General features: G+C 67.4%; 14 protein-coding genes. 5 read left to right on the top strand and 9 right to left on the bottom strand.

Features of this window, described 5'->3' with window-relative positions; translation table 11 throughout:
- Positions 1-20 precede the first annotated feature (20 nt).
- Positions 21-1478: a sigma-54 dependent transcriptional regulator gene (locus tag KA712_17695; protein ID MCG5054800.1), complete on the bottom strand. Its 1458-nt coding sequence runs from the start codon at positions 1476-1478 to the stop codon at positions 21-23.
- A 170-nt stretch (positions 1479-1648) separates the two neighbouring features.
- Complete coding sequence (locus KA712_17690) at positions 1649-3532, bottom strand: glycosyltransferase (GenBank protein MCG5054799.1); 1884 nt, start codon at positions 3530-3532, stop codon at positions 1649-1651.
- Positions 3533-3753: 221 nt separating this feature from the next.
- On the opposite strand from KA712_17690, the gene lexA reads away from it, so the two are divergent.
- The gene (lexA, locus tag KA712_17685) at positions 3754-4434 is read left to right on the top strand and encodes a transcriptional repressor LexA (GenBank protein ID MCG5054798.1); all 681 of its coding nucleotides are present in this window, start codon (positions 3754-3756) and stop codon (positions 4432-4434) included.
- 39 nt (positions 4435-4473) lie between these two features.
- On the opposite strand, the gene KA712_17680 is transcribed toward lexA, so the two are convergent.
- From KA712_17680 to KA712_17670, 3 genes are all read right to left on the bottom strand, one after another.
- On the bottom strand, positions 4474-5757 hold the full coding sequence (locus tag KA712_17680) for a lactate racemase domain-containing protein (protein MCG5054797.1): 1284 nt from the start codon (positions 5755-5757) through the stop codon (positions 4474-4476).
- An 87-nt stretch (positions 5758-5844) separates the two neighbouring features.
- Entirely contained in the window at positions 5845-7479 is a 1635-nt protein-coding gene (locus KA712_17675) for a peptide chain release factor 3 (protein MCG5054796.1), read from the bottom strand.
- Positions 7480-7595: 116 nt separating this feature from the next.
- On the bottom strand, positions 7596-9833 hold the full coding sequence (locus tag KA712_17670; protein ID MCG5054795.1) for a hypothetical protein: 2238 nt from the start codon (positions 9831-9833) through the stop codon (positions 7596-7598).
- A gap of 121 nt (positions 9834-9954) precedes the next feature.
- Here KA712_17670 and lipA point away from each other — a divergent pair, with 121 nt between their 5' ends.
- Entirely contained in the window at positions 9955-10917 is a 963-nt protein-coding gene (gene lipA / locus KA712_17665; protein ID MCG5054794.1) for a lipoyl synthase, read from the top strand.
- A gap of 12 nt (positions 10918-10929) precedes the next feature.
- Here lipA and KA712_17660 read toward each other — a convergent pair whose 3' ends face one another.
- The gene (locus KA712_17660) at positions 10930-11832 is read right to left on the bottom strand and encodes a serine O-acetyltransferase (GenBank protein ID MCG5054793.1); all 903 of its coding nucleotides are present in this window, start codon (positions 11830-11832) and stop codon (positions 10930-10932) included.
- A 42-nt stretch (positions 11833-11874) separates the two neighbouring features.
- Positions 11875-12792, bottom strand: coding sequence for a hypothetical protein (locus tag KA712_17655; protein MCG5054792.1), 918 nt, complete (start codon positions 12790-12792; stop codon positions 11875-11877).
- Between the two features lie 90 nt (positions 12793-12882).
- Here KA712_17655 and KA712_17650 point away from each other — a divergent pair, with 90 nt between their 5' ends.
- The gene (locus tag KA712_17650; GenBank protein MCG5054791.1) at positions 12883-13815 is read left to right on the top strand and encodes a hypothetical protein; all 933 of its coding nucleotides are present in this window, start codon (positions 12883-12885) and stop codon (positions 13813-13815) included.
- Between the two features lie 33 nt (positions 13816-13848).
- Here the strand turns inward: KA712_17650 and KA712_17645 are convergent, their stop codons facing one another.
- Entirely contained in the window at positions 13849-14586 is a 738-nt protein-coding gene (locus KA712_17645) for a hypothetical protein (protein ID MCG5054790.1), read from the bottom strand.
- Positions 14587-14769: 183 nt separating this feature from the next.
- Between KA712_17645 and KA712_17640 the strand changes: the two genes are divergently transcribed.
- Positions 14770-16446 carry a hypothetical protein gene (locus KA712_17640; GenBank protein ID MCG5054789.1) on the top strand — a complete coding sequence of 559 codons (1677 nt, stop codon included), beginning with the start codon at positions 14770-14772 and terminating at the stop codon, positions 16444-16446.
- Complete coding sequence (locus tag KA712_17635; GenBank protein MCG5054788.1) at positions 16443-17483, top strand: UDP-glucose--hexose-1-phosphate uridylyltransferase; 1041 nt, start codon at positions 16443-16445, stop codon at positions 17481-17483. Before KA712_17640 ends, KA712_17635 begins: the two co-directional genes overlap by 4 nt.
- Here KA712_17635 and KA712_17630 read toward each other — a convergent pair.
- Positions 17471-18241, bottom strand: a complete 771-nt coding sequence (locus tag KA712_17630; protein MCG5054787.1) for a DeoR/GlpR family DNA-binding transcription regulator — start codon at positions 18239-18241, stop codon at positions 17471-17473. The genes KA712_17635 and KA712_17630 overlap by 13 nt on opposite strands.
- Positions 18242-18496 lie beyond the last annotated feature (255 nt).

The raw sequence follows: 18496 nt of genomic DNA, 5'->3' as shown, positions 1-18496 counted from the left end.
AGGGCCCCGGCGTCGGGGCCTCAGGCGATCCGGTCGTGGATCGCGACGGCGGCTGCGGCATAGGTGTCCTCGGCCGCGCTGTCTCGATCCGAACGGTCATCCCGCTCCTCTTCCAGGCGCCGGTAGATGGTGCGCGTGGCGATGCCCAGAAGCTGGGCGCACAGGCGTTTGTCGCCGCCACAGTGCGCCAACGTTGCGTGAATCACCCGCCGTTCGATCTCGCCGAGCGGCGTGCCCACCGCGAAGGACAGCGTTCTGCCATCCGACACAACCCCCGTGCCGGTTCGCACCTCGGGGGGCAGGTCGTCCACCCCCACCTGCTGCCCCCGACACAACACCACCGCCCGCTCCATGGCGTTCTCCAGCTCGCGCACGTTGCCGGGCCAGTCGTAGCGCTCGAGGGCCTGCAAGGCCTCCGGCGTAAACCCCGACAGATGACGCCCGTTGCGCGCGCAGAACAGCCGCAAAAAGTGCTCGGCCAACAAGGGCACATCATCCCGCCGATCGCGCAGCGGCGGCAGCCGGATCTGGATCACGTTCAACCGGTAGTAGAGATCCTCGCGGAACCGGCCCTCCTTGACCGCCTGGCGCAGGTCCTGGTTGGTGGCTGCCACCAGCCGGAGGTCCACTTTGATGGACTTGCCGCCCAACCGCTCGACCTCCCCTTCCTGCAACACGCGCAGCAGTTTGACCTGAACGTGAACGGGAATCTCTCCGATCTCGTCCAGGAACAATGTGCCCCCATGGGCCTGGGCGAAGCGGCCCTCCTGACGCTGGACGGCCCCCGTGAAGGCCCCCCGCTCGTAGCCGAAGAGCTCGGCCTCCAGAATCGATTCGGGCAGCGCCGCGCAGTTGACCGGGACGAAGGGGCCGGCCGCCCGCGCCGAGCCTTGATGAATGGCCCGGGCCAGGAGCTCCTTGCCCGTTCCCGATTCGCCCAACAACAACACCGTTGCCACCGAGGGCGCGGCCTGCGCGACCGTCTCGAGGGTTCGTCGCCAGGTCAGCGACTGGCCCACCGCCTCGAAGCGCTTGTGAGCCGCGAGCTGCTCCCGCAAGGAGCGATTTTCTCGCACGAGCGACTGCTTTTCGAGCGCCTTGGCCACGGCCCGCGTGATGTGTGCGCGCTTGATGGGCTTCGTGACGAAGTCGTAGGCCCCATCCTTCATGGCTTCGACGGCGTTTTCGACGGTCCCATAAGCCGTCATCAGCACCGTCTCAGTCTCCGGCGACAGCTGGCGGCAGGCCCGCAAGAGATCGAGCCCTGACATGCCGGGCATCATGAGGTCGGTCAGCATGACGGCCACGGCCTCGCGGCGCAGCACTTCCAACGCCTCCGCTCCGTTTCGGGCCGTGACCACACGCAGGGACTCCCGCTCGAACACCTTGCGGAGCGAGTCGACAATCCCGGGTTCGTCGTCCACCACCAAGATGGCGGGGCGCGTGGCGTCGGGGGGAGAAGACGACGAGTCAGTCATGAGCAGTTCCTGTTCAAGGCAGAGGCCAACCGGCGAGGCCCTCTGAAGTGCCTGATTTTTCTGTGCTGGGGCATGCGAGCGCCGGGGCGAATGTCATTTTGGCACGGAACGAATGCCGAATCTGCAGCGCTGACAATTTGGCAGCCGCTTCGAAAGCCAGACCCACCCCCTCAGGAACCCTGGGCTTTGGCTTTCGCGAGCCAGTCCCTGGCGTCGTCGAGCCGCCCCTCGATCGCCGCCACGCGCGCCAGCTGCGCCCAGACGGGCCGCCGATCCGGCGCCTGCCTCAAAGCGGCTTCGAGATGCACGCGCGCGCCGCTCACGTCGCCACGGGCCAGAGCGAGCCGCCCCTGGGCGAACCGGGTCATCCAGAAGCGTTCGTCCGCCCGGGCGCAGCGCTCGAGGGCCGCCTCCACCTCCGCGGGTACGTTGTGCCCGTCGAGGGCGCGCAGCGCGCGCCGCGCGTGGGGCGGCGCATAGTAGGGGTTGGCTGCGAGCGCCCGTCTCTCGAGGGCCAAAGCCTCGTCGAGCGCCCCCGCCGCCCCGGCCAGCTCCGCCAGGCGGGCCGCGGGCACCCCCAGCTCGGGCGCGAGGCGATCGGCCTCCCGAAGCGCGTGAACGAGCCGGTCCCCCTGCCCTTCGGCCGCGGCCGCCTCGCGATCCGCCTCGACCATCCAGGCCGCCACCGAGAAGGGCGCGAGCGTCCGCGCCTGCGCAAGCGCTGCCCGCGCCCGTGTTTCGTCGGACTCCGCGCGCCCGAGATAAAGCCAGGGCACGTAGAACGAGGGCGCAAGCCGCGTCGCGGCCGCGAACCCTGCCTGCGCCGGCTTCGTTCGCCCGTCGCGCAGCAGCGCCAGGCCCTCGAGAAGCGCGGTTTCCAAAGCGCCCGCCGGGGGTAAAAAGACGGGGACGTCACCGAAGGGCTGCGCCAGCGTTGCGAGCGCGGCTTCGGCCCGCCGATGCCGCGCCTTTCGTGTCCCCGCAGCGCGGTCCTGGGTGCCCGCCAGGCAGCTGCGCCAGAAGGCCAACCGGCCCGCGGCCGCAGGGCGCTCCCGGCGCGAAGCCGTGACGTAGGCGTAGGCAGCGACGGCCACCTCCTGACGTCGATCTGGCGCGGCCACCAGACGCGCCACGAGGCACGGCAGTTCATGCACGTCGCGGTAAACGAAGCCTGTCCGCTCGGGCACCAGGCTGTGCCGGTAGGGCTCCCGATCGGCGGCCAGCGTCACCACGCCGCGCGACGCGTACTCGAGGAACTTCACGTCCGAGCGTCCGCGGTTGAAGTCCGTGTCCTCGAGGGGACAGAGCCCGATGTGCAGACTGTCCACGAAGGCCAGGTACGCGGCGAGGGAGCCGCCCGGCTGGTACGTCCAGCGGCCGGCCGGCAAAGCCCCGCAGAGCTCGCGGAACACCTCGGCGCCCATGACGTGGAACGAAAGCGCGGGGTGCGCCTCGAGGCAGGCCTTCACCGCCGGCACCACCGACCGAAAATCTTCCATGTGCCCGAGAGAGCCTCCCCAACCGAGGCGCAGGCCCGGGGGCTTCGGTGCGCGCGCCGGCACGTCCCAGAGCTGGTTCACGAACACCGCGCCCCGCGGGTTGAGAAAGCCGAAACGGTCTCGCAGATGAGGCGTCGAAAACTGCACCCCGTCAGAACGGGCCGCAAGCAGCGAAGACAGGCTGCGCGTGAGCGGGTTTTGAGCCAAATACGCTGTGGGGTTCCAGGGCTGCGGGGCCTGAAAGTCGTCGTTGATCTCGTAGATTGTCGCCAGCCCGGCCGCCTGGCGCTGGCGCACGAGGGGCAAGAGATCGGCCTCGACCACATCGGCCAACACCACCACGTCGGCGAGCGGCAAGAGCGCGTGCAGCGCGGGGCTGAGCCACGACCCCGTGACCACGCGGACGCCGGGAACCTCGGCCAGCGCGCGGCTAGGTTGGACGACCCGGTAGACTGAATCGCCCTGCCCGCCTCGGTTCGGGGATTCGACGTACACCACCAGCAGCGGCTCGACGCCGTCACCCTCGCCCTGCGTGCGCCCGGTCGCGACCGACACCCGCCCAGACTAAAGGGAAACGGTGCGAGCGCCAAAGCCTGTCCCCCGAACCGGCCTTTACGCCGACGACCTGCATCGAAAAACTTGACACCAGACATCCGTTCCGTACCATACGTTTGTTCAGTTCGCATTGGTTTAAGGCAGGGGATCCCGTCCGCGCCAGGTCATTCGACGCTGGGATGCAGCGGACCGAGTTGGGTGGCCGCGAAGGAGACCAGAACATGGGTGAGCTCAGATTGGTTCGTGACGAAGACGAGCGCGACGCGCTGACAGATAGGCAGCGCGAGATCTTGGCGTTCATCCAAGAATCGATTGACAGCCGGGGCTATCCCCCCACGCTGCGCGAGATCGGCAGCCATTTCGGGATACGTTCCACGAACGGCGTCAACGACCACCTGCGCGCGCTCGAAAAGAAGGGCTACCTTCAGCGCGAGGATCTGAAGTCGCGCGCGCTCAGGCCCGTGGCCGCGGCGTCGGCTGCTCTGCCTCCCCGCCCCGAGCCTTCGCATCTGGTCGAGGTTCCGATCATCGGTCGCGTAGCGGCAGGTCAGCCCCTGCTGGCTGTCGAGAACACCGAGGGCAGCGTCAAGGTCGACCGTTTTTTCATCGGCGAAAACCGCGAGGTGTTTGCCTTGAGGGTCACGGGTGAGTCCATGATCGAGGACGGCATCCTCGACGGAGACTTCGTCTTCGTCCGCAAGCAGCTGCGCGCAGAGCCGGGCGAGATCGTCGTGGCGATGATCGGAGACGAAGCCACGGTCAAGCGGTACTACCCCGAGGGCGACCAGATTCGCTTCCAGCCCGCGAACTCGGGCATGAAGCCCATCTATGTCCGCCGCAAAGACTTCCGCAGCGTCAACATCATCGGCGTGGTCGTCGGCGTTTATCGAAAAATGAACTGAAACGAGATGAACTGACGCAGGGCCCTCCCGGGGCGTGCCTCAAGCAGCCCAGGGTGGAGGCTGCCGCAACTTGAAGAGGGTCTCGCCCGCCTTCGGCACCAGCAAGACGCCCTCGTGTTCGCGGTTCGCGAAGGAGGCCTTGTCGATCGTGGCTGGATCTCGGTAGCCCATGTTGATCCGCGCGCACACCTCAGGCGGGATCGACGTGGCCAGGGTTACCTTGGCTCGACAGCGCTCCACGCCGCCCTCGAACACACCCCCGCCCCGCACGTGCGTCGAGTGGGCCAGCACGCCCCAGGGGTGATGTTTGAACTTGTCCCACTGCGCGAGGAAGTAGTCGCGACAGTGGTAGCCGATGTCCAGCATCGTTTTGCCGTGGGTCACGGAGACCTCGGAGATGTGGGGACCGTAGATGATGAGTTCTCCACCATCGGCCAGCACGGGCTCGAGCTTGTACATGCCCTTGCCGCCCGTCCACAAGTCGTCGTACATGGCAGGAACACACGACAAGATCGTGTGGAAGGGCTTGTCCTTGTACGTGATGTGCAGGCGCTCCGAGAGGCGGGTGGCGGCCCGCCAGGCATCTTCCGGGCTTCCCACGTAAAGGCCTGCCAGACGCGGCCCTTCGACCACCAGCGCCAGGCAGCGCTTGGCCACGGTGACCATGGCGCCGGCGCGGTCTACCACCTGGCGCACCGGCGTATGGGCGACCCCGATGATCTTCGGGTTGGTCACCACGGCGCCCAGCCAGTGGAAGAAGTTCAGAATGCGTGCGCCCCCCACGCCGGGAAACAGGTACTTGTTGCCGCCCGAAAACCCCACCACTTCATGAGGGAACACGGGCCCGATGATGATCGTCTCGTCGTAATCGAAGAGCCGCTTGTTCACCTCCACGGGCACGTCCATGGCGAAGCGTCCCTCGGACAGGGCCTCGACCTCCGCGGAAGTCAGGGTCCCCACCTGGCGCAACGCCTCCGGATCGTCCCACGCGTGGTTGTATAAGCCGACCTTCGCGAAGGCGCCCGCGCGCTCGGCGGGCGAGATCCCCAGCCGCTGGCAAATGGCCTCCTCCGGCATGGCTTGATGCGTGCCCAGAGCTACCAACACGTCGAAGGCCTGCGTGGCGGGGGCGATCACCGTGTGCAGCGCCTTGAACACCCGGTCGATGGGACCGCTGCGGGTGGCATCAGGCACAATCACCAGAACCCGGCGGCCGCGGTAGTCGGCAGGGGAGAAGGTGCGGCTCAGAAGTTCCAGGACGGCAGCCGGCGCAAGGTCTTCTTGCGCCGCAGCCTCGAGAGAGGAAACGGAGGGGGGCGACACGCGCCGGATGTTAGCTCAAAAACGACGAAGCCGTCACGCCCGCGCAGAGCCATTTCCGCGCGCACGACCCGGCACCTCCCGCGCCTCTCAGTCGCGTTTGACCGCGCCCCCGCGGGCGGTCTCGGTGAAGACGTACACAGGGTGTTCGCGGGTGGCGGCGTTCATCTGCCATTCGCTGGCGAAGAGCACCACGGCGCGCCCTTTGACGTCCTCGACCACGAGGCCGATCCGGGCGCGGTCGAGGGCGTCCAGGTCCACCGGGGCTCCATCGGCCCGCACCACCCACCGGCAACAGGTGTAGGGCACCGTGTCGATCCGCACGTCGACCTCGTACTCGACCTTCAAACGGTAGCGAACCACCTCGAGCTGCAGCTGGCCCACGGCGCCCACCACCACGTCCCCCGCCCGTCCCCCGGGTGCCCGGTAAAGCTGGATGGTTCCCTCTTGCGCCAACTGTTCGATGCCCTTGGCGAAGGGCTTGCGACGCATCGGATCCACCAATAACAGGCGCGCGAAGTGTTCCGGAGCGAAGCTCGGAATGTCTTCGTAGTGAATGTCGCCGCCCTCGGAGATCGTGTCGCCAATTTCGAAAGACCCGGACTCGTGAATGCCGATCACATCTCCTGCGAACGCTTCTTCCACGATCGAGCGGTCTTGCGCCAAAAAGTTCATGGGCGTCGCCAGGCGCACGTCGCGGGCGGACTTGTCCCGCTTGACCTTCATGCCCCGCTCGAACTTCCCGGAGCAGATCCGGATGAAGGCCACGCGATCGCGGTGGGCCCGATCCATGTTGGCCTGCACCTTGAAGACGAAGGCGGAGAAGCGGTTGTCGCTCGCGTCGACAACGCCTTCGAGCGCCTTGCGAGGCCCCGGCGGCGGCATCATTTCGCAGAAGCTGTCGAGGAAGGCCTCGAGGCCGAAGTTGTTGATGGCGCTGCCGAAGAACATGGGTGACACCTCACCCGCGAAGAAGCGCTCCTGATCGAAGGCATCTCCGGCCGCCTCGAGCAGCTCCGTCTCCTCACGCAGGCGCGCATGGCCCTCGTCCCCCAGCGCCTCCGTGAGCATGGGATCGTCGATCCCTGCCACGTCCACCTCGGCGATCGCCGCCCCGAGGGTTGCGCTCGACCGCGCAAGCTCCTGGTCGAAGACAAAGACCTTCTTGGCAAGGCGGTGGTAGACACCCCGAAACACGCCGTGTGAGAACACCGGCCAGGTGATGGGATACACGCCGATGCCAAGCACGTTCTCCACCTCACCCACGAGATCGAAGGGATCTCGCCCGGGCCGGTCCATCTTGTTGACGAAGGTAAAAATGGGGATGCTGCGCTGACGACAGACCCGGAAGAGCTTGCGGGTCTGCGCCTCGACGCCCTTGGCGCAGTCGAGCAACATCACGGCGCCGTCCACCGCGTGCAGCGTGCGGTACGTGTCCTCGCTGAAGTCAGCGTGGCCCGGCGTGTCCAGCAGGTTGACCTTGAGCCCCCGGTAGGGAAACTGCAGCACGCTCGTGGTGATGGAGATGCCGCGCTCCCGCTCCATCTCCATCCAGTCGCTCACCGCGGCGCTGCGGCCCCGCTTGGCTTTCACGGCCCCGGCCAGCTGAATCACCCCGCCGTAGAGCAGAAGCTTTTCCGTGAGCGTGGTCTTCCCGGCGTCCGGGTGCGAAATGATGGCGAAGGTCCGGCGACGCTTCACCTCTGAATCAAAACGGCTGTCCATGGGGGTATCCGGGGCCCGGTGACTACCGGCGCCGGGCGCGCATACCCTACTCGAAGCGCGGGCGTCAAGCCATCAAACCTGCCCCCCCTGTGGGCGGCCGACCGCGCAGGGGCCACTCAGGCGTTGTTCACGAAGCCCACACGCACGCGATCCCGTTTGACGTGGGGGCGGAAACACAGGCTGTAGACCGAGTCCAGCGCGGGCCGCCCTTGCACCTGCAGCACCAACTCGAAGGTCTGGACCGCAAGCGGTGGCAACAGCGCGCGCGCCACGGGCCCCGCGAGGTTCTGGTTTGCCGGCACCTCGGGAAACTCCCATGACAAAAGGGGCACCAAGGATCCCTCGTGCCGCAGAAAGCAACGCATGAGCCCTGGCGGCAGGGGCGTCGGGCTGTCGTTCAGGAGCCACAGCTCGGCCTTGAAAAGATCGTCGGCGATCCACGAAAACTGCGGGATACGGGCGCTGGCCAGTGCGGGGCGGCAGGACGCCGCCACGGCCTGCAAGGCGGGCTTTGGTCGCGCGGGCCAGTTGACGAGGCTGTTGTTCGCGGCCGAGGGCCAAGGCTCGTTGAAGCACCAGTTGAGCGCCATCGACGCGTGGGGCTTTTGCCGGCGCGCTTCCTCGAAGAGCGTCTTGTACCCCTCTGCCTGCATCAGCTGACCCCAGGCCACGAGCGCCTCCAGGGTGTCGCAGGTGCCGAAGTATTCCTGGATCAACGAGGGAAACAGCCACGACTCGGCCGCCACGCTCCACGCGCCGAAGGCGTGATGGTGCTCCCAACTCGTGCCCGGCCGCGGCGGAAACAGCTCCTCCGGTGGCACGAAGCTGGCGATGTAGTCGGCATCGGAAGGCCCCGGGCACCCAAACTCGGTGTAGGCCGTGTGGCGCGCTTCAGTGAACATCTGGAACACTTCGCGTCCATTTTCATCGCGAAAGCGATAGTCGCCGTGCCCCATCCCCATCACCGGCGACGTGGGCAGAAAAGGGATCTCCGGATCCAGGTCGAAGCAGTTGCGGTTCAGTAAGCGCAGCGCTTTGTGTTGATCCGTCATCCCCGACCACACGTTGAATAGCTCGTTGCCCCCGCACCACAGGCACAAGGAGGGGTGCTCGCGCAACCGCTCGATGATCGAGCGGGACTCCTGGTCCAAGATCGCCAGGTAGTGGGGATCGTCGATGTAGTCGTTGCAGGCCAAGGGGAACTCTTGCCACACCATCAGGCCCGCCTCGTCGCACTGCTCGAAGAAGGCCGGCTTGTTGACGATACCGCCCCCCCAGACCCGCAGGATGTTGAAGTGAGACCGTTTCGCCAGATCGATGAGCGGCCGGTAGATCGCGTCCGTGATGAGCCCGGGAAAGATCTCCGGGTTCACCCAGTTGCTGCCCTTGGCGAAGATCCTGCGGCCGTTCACCTCGAGGGTGATGGGAGGCGCGCTCCGGGATTTCGGGAAGGCGCGGGGCTCCTCCCAGCTGCCGTCGTTCATCACGAGCCGCACGCGCCGAAAGCCCATGCGGCGGCTGCGGCGATCGAGCGTTGTGCCCTCGGCGTCCCGCAGGGTCACTTCGCTCGTGTAGAGCACGGCCTCACCCTGCCCGTTCGGCCACCACAGGCGGGGCGCCTCGACGGTCCCTGTCAACGAAAACGCAGAGGACGCCTCGGTTTCCTCCGCCAAGACGATGCGCCCCTCGGGATCCCGTAGCTCCCAGCAGAGGCGGGTGCCCGGTGAAGGGGCCTCGGCCAGCGTCGTGGCCAGGCGCAGCTCGGCCGCCGTGAGCGCCTCGTGCAGCACGTACGTCAGCTGCACCCGCTCGAGATGAACGCGGCAACGCTCTTCTACATACGCTTCATCCCAGATCCCCAGGGGAATCAGGCGGGGGTGCCAGTCCCAGCCGTAGCTGACGGCGGGCTTGCAGGAGCGCGCCGCTTCGGCCCGGGGACGATGGGCGCCGGGGGCCTTGGGCGCCGGCCAGACCCGCACCTCGAGCCAGGCCCCCGCGTCGCGCGTGACGTCGACCTCGATGCGCGTGAACATGCCCTCCTGGGCGGCCCTCGTCTGCCCGCCGATCCGCACCTCACAGCGATAGTCGACGCCCTCGAGCACCAGAACGCGGACCCGGCCCGGGCCGGGCGTCCCTTCGGGCAAGCGCGCTCGGTAGACCCAAAAAAGGTCTTCCATGAAGGCATACGCCCGTGCGTTGTCGGCTTTCCAATATGCGGGCCACCCCTCGGCCCGGGCCCAATCGAGCTGAACGGCGCCCGGCACCTCGGCGGCCACGAGGCGCGCGGGCTCGGCCGTGGCGGAGGAAGCGGGGCCCACGCTGAAGGCGAGCGCGGGCAGACGGGTCGTTGACATGGGCGCATTCAAAGCGCTTTTCCTTGCGCCTGGCAACAAGTTCGGCGCCGGCGCCCGGCCCCACCCCGCCCGCGACAGAGCGACCCGAGCGCCGCCGTGGCTGCTAGAGTTACCTCTGCCCATGTCCGACATCGCCAAAGTTCAGCCGAAAGTGCATCCCCGCCGCCTGCGCGTGCTCGACGGCTTCGACCTGCCCGCCGAACCTGAGGCCCGAGGCCCGCGCCACCCGGCGTGGATCCGTATGAAGATGCCGAAGGGCGACAACTACTTCGACCTACGCGATCGCGTCAAAGAGCTGGGGCTTCACACGGTGTGCCAAAGCGCTTCGTGTCCCAACATCGGTGAGTGCTGGAACCGCAAGAGCCTCACGATCATGATCCTGGGCGGCATCTGCACGCGCTCCTGTCAATTCTGTGATGTGCCGTCGGGCCGCCCCGCACCACCCGACCCCGCCGAGCCGGACAACGTGGCCACCATGCTGGCCGAGCTGGGCCTCCGCCACACGGTGATTACCTGTGTGGATCGCGATGACCTCAAGGATGGGGGCGCGGCGCACTGGGCGGCCACCATCACGGCGGTCAAGCGGGCCTCGCCCGAGATGGTCCTCGAGGTTCTCACGGGCGACTTCAAGGGCGACACGGGGGCCGTCGACGTGGTGCTCGCGGCCGGGCCCGACGTCTTCGCGCACAACCTCGAGACGGTTCCCCGTCTGTCGCGCCTGGTGCGCGTACAGGCGAGCTACGCGCGCTCCTACGCGATCCTGGGACACGCCAAGCGTCGCGGCGCCGTCACGAAGACGGGCCTCATGCTGGGCCTGGGCGAAGAGCTCGACGAGGTCCGCCAGGTCCTGCGCGAAGTCAGGGACATCGGTGTGGACATCCTCACTCTGGGTCAGTACCTCCGGCCCTCCAAGCAGCACCTGCCGCTCGCCCGCTACGTCACACCCGAGGAATTCGGCGAGCTCCGCCAGGACGCCCTGGACATGGGATTCCCCCACGTGGAGGCAGGCCCGCTCGTGCGCAGCAGCTACCATGCCGATGGCCAACGCGACATCGTGCTCGCGTTGCGGCAACAACAGGCCTGAACAGGCTCCGCGTTACATGCCCACGCCCACCCGCACACCGGGGGGCACCGAATACGTGATCCAGGCGTTGCCCCCGACGACGGCGCCGCGCCCAATGACGGTCGTGCCGCCCAGGATGGTGGCGTTTGCGTAGATGACCACGTCGTCCTCGATCGTGGGGTGGCGTTTGCGGCCAGGGGCCTCCACCTGCCGGTCCTTCACCGACAACGCCCCCAGCGTCACCCCCTGGTAGATCCTCACGTTGGCACCAATGAGCGAGGTCTCCCCCACCACGATCCCCGTGCCGTGATCGATGAAGAACGCAGGTCCGATGCGCGCCCCGGGATGAATGTCGATGCCGGTGCGGGCGTGGGCGTGTTCGGTCATCATCCGGGGCACGATGGGGGCCCCCTGGCCCAAGAGACTGTGCGCCGCACGGTAAACCGCGATGGCGTAGAGCCCCGGGTAGCACGAAACGATCTCGTCCGTGCCCGTGGCCGCCGGATCGGCGCGGTAGGCGGCGTCGATGTCGCCCACCAGAAGGCGGCGGACCTCGGGCAGGGAAGCCAGGAAGCGCTGGGTGACCTCGTGGGCGCGGGCACGGCAGGTCTCTTCACTCTCCCGGATCGCGCAGCGCCGTCGTAACCCCAGAAACACGGCGTCCTCCGCCCGCCGTTCGAGGCTGACGAGCACGGCGGCGATATGTTCACGCAGACGGTCGTCCTCGGTCCCGAACGCGATCCCCGTGCGTCCCCAGCCCGGAAACAGGACCGCGAGCAGGTCGTCGATGAGGTCACCGATGTCCGCTGGCGAGGGGAGCGTGCCGAACCGTTGCCCGTCTCTGTTCGATTGGTCCGATTTGTCCTGCGCCTTCAAGATGCGATCGGCCAGCCTCAGGTAAGGCTGTTTCGGCGCAGTTCTCCTTTGTATGGCCATGTCGACGTCCCGGTCTTTCCGGCGCGCAGCGCGCGACCAAACCTATGATTTGCGCGTCGCCACGGCGGCCGCAAGTTTGCGCATCACCTCGGGCAGGCGCGCTTCGGACACGGAGACCCTGGTGGGCATGCCGCCGCCCATGTCGAACATCTGAACGAAGTCGAAGCCGGACTCGAAGTCGGCGGCGACGCTGATCGTGCCCGAGGTATGGACGACGGAGATGGGCGCCCGCTGCTGGCCGAGCAACAGAAGCTCGGTCTTGTCGAAAGGGCGCTGCATGTCGAAGCGCACGTACGCAATCCCGTCTTCGACCCGAAAGCCTTCGGCGATGCGGCGTGCTTCGTCGAGAAGCGGATCGATCTGGCGGGCGGCCGCCTCGATCTGGGCCCAAGCGTTGGCGTCATCCGCACGTGAAGACAAGTAGCGCAGGACCGTGACCTTGAGTTCGGTGTCGCGAAAGCGCGCTCGCAAGGCGCGATCGATACGGTTGGCGCGATGGCTGGGCTCGCCGCGCCGGGTGTCCACCGCCCGCGCGTCCGCATCGGCGCCCGGGTAGGGCTCTTCACCGCGCAGCACCCACTTCGCGCCCGAGTAGATGCCATCGAGGTCGAGATGCATCGCCAGCGTATCCACTTTGCCGGCCGCTTCGACCACCTCGGGCGTGACCATTTCGGGACACGCCCCATGTTCGGCCTTCGTGGACAGAACGAAGCGCGGATCGGCGGCGAACTCCACGTGACGTTCGTGGTCGTGGTGGTCGACCCAGGCCGCGAGGCGCTTGCCCAGCCCGCGAATGAAGGGCAGCGTCACCCCTTCAAAAGACGAACCTGCCCCTTCCGCAGCGAACGCGACGTCGAGCACCGCCACCCGCCCGGGCAACATGTCCGGCCGCGGCAGCGAGCGAGGGGTCAAAAACACCGTGTGCGGCAGGACGATCGGAGCAGATGCGGGTCGGGACATGAGAAGGCTCGGCAAAGACGAAAGACAGAGCGTATCCCGCTTTTTGGCATGCTGCCGGCGCAGGGCCATACTTTTTCCCGAAAGCAGTCGATGAACGTTTTTGGGTGTCTTCAGCTCCTGGCCGCGTCGGCGAGCCTGACCGCGGCCGATGCCGCGCCTGCGGCTCGGGTCGAGACGTTCGAGACCGCCACGCCCCCGCGGGTCGACCCCGTCTTCCCGGACGCCCTGGCCCTCCGGCGCTCGATCGACGAATTCCTTGGGCTGCGTGCTGAAATGGAACGCGTGCGCGACGCCTTTGCCACCTCCATCCACGAGACCCTCGGCAAGCTCCCGGAGCGGCAAGGCCCTGCGCCGTCCTGTCCGCCCCACGTGGCAGAGCTTTTTCGACGCTCCTACCTCGCGGGTAACCAGTACCTGAGGCTGGGCCAGAAGCTGCGCGAGCTTTACCGAGACATCGCGCGCGCCGAGTCTCTCGGAGACGGAATTGCGCTCACCCCCGACTACCGGCTCAAGGCAAAACAGGCCGCCTCGCGCTACGGCGATCTCGTGCGCGACTACCGCGAGATGCGCGTGGCGTTTCACGACCAGCTCGCCACGGAGCTTAGGTACGCGGGCTGCGCGACCAAAACCCTGATGGGTCCCTCGGCGAGCCCCGAAGGAGACGCGGCCGACCCGGAAGCCTTCGAGCTCGACGCGCCCCTGCCCTCCGCTTCGTCTGCGTCTGCGTCGAACAAGTTGCGCGCGAAACCGGGGGCACCGCCGACAACCACCGGGGCAGCCCCGGCGATCTGGATCACCATCGACAATGCCCGCTGCCCCCGGGCGACGAAGCTCTCGATCGATGGCTATCCGCTCGGCGAGATCCCGCCCCAGCGGCGGGTATCGGTACGCACTCGCGCGGGCACGCGCGAGCTCTGCCTGCTCCCCGAAGGTGACACGCGGGTCTGTGGCGAGCGCGGCACCCTCCGCCGCGCCTACCTTTACGAAGGGTTCACCGTCAGCGTGCATTGCGAGGCGCGATGACCGCACGCCCCGGGCCCCGGCTTGGGGCCCGCTTCAGGCCAAAGGCGCCGGGAGGGGTTCTCGCTTACCCAGCACGAGCAAGGGCAGGCTGCCTCCCGATCGGAGAACGTGGCGCATCGGGACCTCGCGAACGCTGGCCCGCTCGCCCTCCGGGCTCACCTCCTCGTCGAGGAAACCGAGCACGCCGATGCGGGTGCCCGCCAGGAGCCGCGCCGCAGCCACCAAGTGCGCGCCGGCCACGCACACCCGAACGGCGGAGCGGGCGTTTTCGTCGATGAGCAAAAAGTCGTAGGCTGTCTCGACGTAGCGCGGTTCCTTCGGCAACGGCCACGGATCTTCTTCGGCGAAGAACTCCTCGGCGTTGTAGGCCCAGGGCTCCCAATGCCAGAACAGCGTTCGGGACGGCGCCGCAGCGTCGAGACTCTGCACCCGCCCGGTGACCAGCACGGGCTCACCAGGACGAAACTCGGCAAGGGAGGCGGGACCGCGGGACCGCGCGGCGATCGCGCAGAGCCGTTCGCGAGACTCTGCCATGGAGACGCGGGCCGAAGCGCGGGGTGGACCGAGCCAGCCGGACTCCGCCAGGGCCATGAGGTGCTCAAAGGAGGCGAAGACCTCCGCGGCGCGCCGCAAGCGCGTTCCGCCGTGGGACAGCACCTCTCGTACCAGGCTGGTGTCGCGTCCGGCAGGCAAACGAAAGGGAGGACCAGGCCACAGACGGCGGAAGCCTCCGGGGAAGGACTGTACTTTGACGCTTCGCCGGTCCGGCATCGTTGACCTTCTCGATAGATCGTGACCGAATCGCGAGACCTTGGCCATGAAGACCCCACGTCAACGCGCCAGCTGGCGAAGATGATGGCTCAAATAGCAACACGCGCCCACGCTGAGAGGCTCCCAAGAGACGCGCCCGGACCAGCGGCTGACGCAGGCGCGCCTCAGGGGCGCGCGCGCTTCGTGGGCCTCGGGCTCTTGGGGCTCGCGCTTGCGGCCTTCTTCGTCATGCAGGCCTTCGCGCTCTTGCCGCATCCGGCGGACGAAGGCATCTACTTCTATGGCGCCTGGCGCTTGTCCCAAGGAACGTGGCCTTACCGAGACTTTTTCCACGCGCACCCGCCCTTCCACCTGCTTCCCACGACGCTCGTGTTTTGGCTCTTCGGGCCCTCAGAGCTGCTGGCGCGGCTGCCCACGTGTCTTGGCGCCGCGGCCTCGGGCATGGCCGCCTTCGGCATCACGTGGCGAACCCTGCCCGACGTTCGGGCCTGCGTGCGCGCCGGGGCCGCCGTGTGGGCGACCACGAGCCTGCTCTTTTCCGAGAGCTTCCTGAAGGCTTCGGCCACCGACACCGGGATTTGCCAGGCCACCGGCTGGCTGGCGCTCGGAGCCTGGCTGCTCACCTGCGGTCGCCCCATGGCGGCGGGCCTTGCCGTTGCGTGTGCCCCCTTGACCCTGCTCCAGGCGGCGCCGGCGGCGGCGACGTTGGTCCTGGCGGCGGGCCTGCGGGGGCGCCAGTCCCTCCTGCGGACTGCCACGGCGGCCGGGGGCCTCTACACGGCGGTGCATCTTCTGGCCTGGGGCCTCGTGGGCTCGGCCTTCTGGCAGCAGGTCTACGGGTTTCATCTCGACAAGGTGGGAACGCCTGGCGAGGGCGCGCGGCAACTCGGCTTCGTGCTCTTCGACAACTGGACGCTCTTCGCGCTGGCCGTCGCAGGGGCCGCGGCCGAGCTGGCCCGCTCCGGAGGCTCTCGTGCCCTGGCCGCTCTCGCGGGGCTTTCGGCAGGGGTGACCTTCGCCGCCATGGCCACCCGGCCCCGGGTGTTCCCGTTTTATTTTCAGCCGGCATTCCTACCGTTGGCGCTTCTAGCCGGTTGGGGCTCCGCACGGGTGGCGGAGTCGCTTCTGTCCTGGTGGCCTCTGCGGCGGCGCCCCGGGGCGCGATGGCCGCTGCGGCAGGCGCTCGGGCCGCTTCTCGCGGCGCTCGCCCTGCTGGGTCCCCTGCGAGAGCCCCTGCGCACCTGGGTCTCGCCGCGAAGGTCGGAGCAGCTGGCCACCTACGCGCAAACCTACGGCTGGCAGGATGCCCCAGGCCTTGGCCCGTTGAACGCGCTCGTTCGCGCCGCGTTCTGGCAGAGCGGCGTCCGTGTCCCCGGTCGCGAGGCCCACGCCCTCACGCAGTACCTGTGGCAGCGCAGCCGGTGGCTCGACGTGCAACCGCAGCTGGTGAGCGCGGTGAAAGCCGAAGCCGCCCGCAACCCCAGGACCCTGCTCCTCGGCGATTCCACCGTGGCGCCCGCCGTGGCCTTTGCCGCCGGTGTTCGGATCCCCGGCGACGTCGTCGACACGAACGTGCAGCGGTTCCGCGCCGGCAACCTCAGGCTCGACGAAGTCTTCGCGCTTCTCGAAGCAGAGCCCCATACGCTGCTCCTGATCGGGGACAGCGGGGGATTGGGCAGCCTCCCCGCGCTGCGAGCCTACGCCCAGCAACATTACCAGCCTCTGCAGGTTTTCAGTACGCGCACCGCCAGCAGATACACGCTGTGGCGGCGCCGCCCACGGGGCGAGCCAGGGTACAAACGAAGCCGTGAGACGTGGCCGAGGGCAGCCGAAAACGATATAAACGCGGCTTCTCGATGAGCACGAAACTTCCCGAAGGTCCCCATCGCCGCTATAACCCCCTGCTCGCAGAGTGGGTCTTGTGTTCGCCGCACCGCTTGAAGCGTCCCTGGCAGGGGCAAGTGGACGAGCCCCAAAAAGACGATCGGCCCGCCTACGACCCCACCTGTTACCTCTGCCCCGGCAACACCCGCGCCAACGGCGAGGTGAACCCCCCGTTTGCAGAGACCTTCGCGTTCACGAACGACTTCGCAGCGCTCATGCCCGAAGGCGAATCCATCGCCTTCGCGAACGACGCTCTTTTCCAGGTAGAAAGCCAGCGCGGCGTGTGCCGCGTGATCTGCTTTTCGCCCCGCCACGACCTGACGATTCCGCGCATGGAGACATCGGCCGTGAGGGCGGTGATCGACACCTGGGCCCACGAGGTGCAGGACCTTGGCGCAAAGGACTTCATTCGCTACGTGCAGGTGTTCGAGAACAAGGGCGCGATCATGGGCTGCAGCAACCCGCACCCGCACTGCCAGGTCTGGGCCTCCGAACACATCCCCGAAAAGCCCCGCAAGAAGCGGGACACGCAAAGGGCCTATCTCGCCAAGTTCGGCAACGACCTGCTCGGCGATTACCTGGAGCGCGAACGCGCCCTCGGCGAGCGCATCATTTGCGAAAACGAGCATTTCACCGCGCTCGTGCCGTTTTGGGCCGTGTGGCCCTTCGAGGTGACCTTGATCGCGCGGAGGCGCGTCCCCGACCTGCCTTCCCTCACCAACGAGGAACGCGACGGGCTGGCGGATCTCATGCGACGGGTGTGTGTGCGGTACGACAACCTGTTTTCCTGCTCGTTTCCGTACAGCATGGGCTTTTATGGCGCGCCCACCGACGGTGAGGATCACGGGTCCTGGCGGCTTCACGCCGAGTACTACCCGCCCCTCGTGCGCTCGGCGTCCGTCAAGAAGTTCCAGGTGGGCTACGAAATGACCGCCGATCCGCAGCGCGATCTCACCGCCGAGCAAGCCGCCGCCCGCATCCGGGACATGTCGGAAGTGCACTACCTCTTCTGAGCCGCGAATTCGGCCTGCGTGAACGCGCCTCGTTCGGTGACGATGAAATCGAAACGCGAGAGCTCCCCCAGCTTGTGGGCGCCCGATTGGCCGAACTTCGACGTGTCCACCGCCAAAACACTGCGGCGGGCGTGCTTCGTGTAGGCCAGCTTGAGCTGCACCTCGTCCGAGCTCGATACGAAGACACTCCCCTCTTCGGGCACGACGCCCAGGCAGGAAAGCACCACGAAATCGAAGCGCGCCTCGGCCAGGCTGTTGATGGCCAGCGGCCCCACCAGGGAGCCGGTCCGCACGTGGGGCTCGCCCCCATGCAACGCCACGCGAAGCCCGCCCGGTTTGCGCGCGAGCTCCGAGAACAGGGGCAAACTGCCTGTCACGATATACGTTTCGTGCCCCCGCTCCGCCCCCAGGTGCTCGTGCAGCTGGAACACCGTGGTGCTCGAGTCGAGCAGCAGGGTGTTGGCCTTCTCGATGAGCCGTGCAACGTGCGCCGCGATGGTGCGCTTGGCCTCACGCCCGATCGCCAGGCGGTCCTCGAAGGGTTGAGCCCGCGCGTCGAAGAGATCGGTCCCCCGCTGCGAAAGCGCCACCACGCCGCCGTGCACCTTCCGCACCAGGCCCTGGGCCGCGAGCACGTCCAGGTCCCGATGCACCGTCATGCGGCTCACCTGAAGGGTTCGCTCGGCTTCGGCCACGCTCAAGGAGCCACGGGCGTTCACGGCGTCCAGCAACCGACGGCGCCTCTCTTCGATGAGCATTTTCGGGGGGTCCTCCGGAAGCGGGTCGGGAGTTCGCAAAGGTGTGTCTCGGGTCTTTGGGGGTCGCAGGCACGTGGCGGGCCGCGTTTGTTCGGAAGAACGGCTCGTCAGTCGAGCGCTGCCTTAACACAGAGCTCTCTTCGGGACCAAGCTCGTGGGGGCTGCGTCACACCCCACCTGGCACGGCCGCTCGAATTACCTGATTTTCGGCAGTAACTTCCCTTGCAGTCGGGAACGCGTTACACAGAGCCTGTC

This window comes from Myxococcales bacterium (assembly GCA_022184915.1).
In the GTDB taxonomy this organism is placed as follows: domain Bacteria; phylum Myxococcota_A; class Polyangia; order Fen-1088; family Fen-1088; genus JAGTJU01.
Note: the sequence above shows the minus strand (reverse complement) of the source record. Positions and strands in the feature narration are given on the sequence as shown.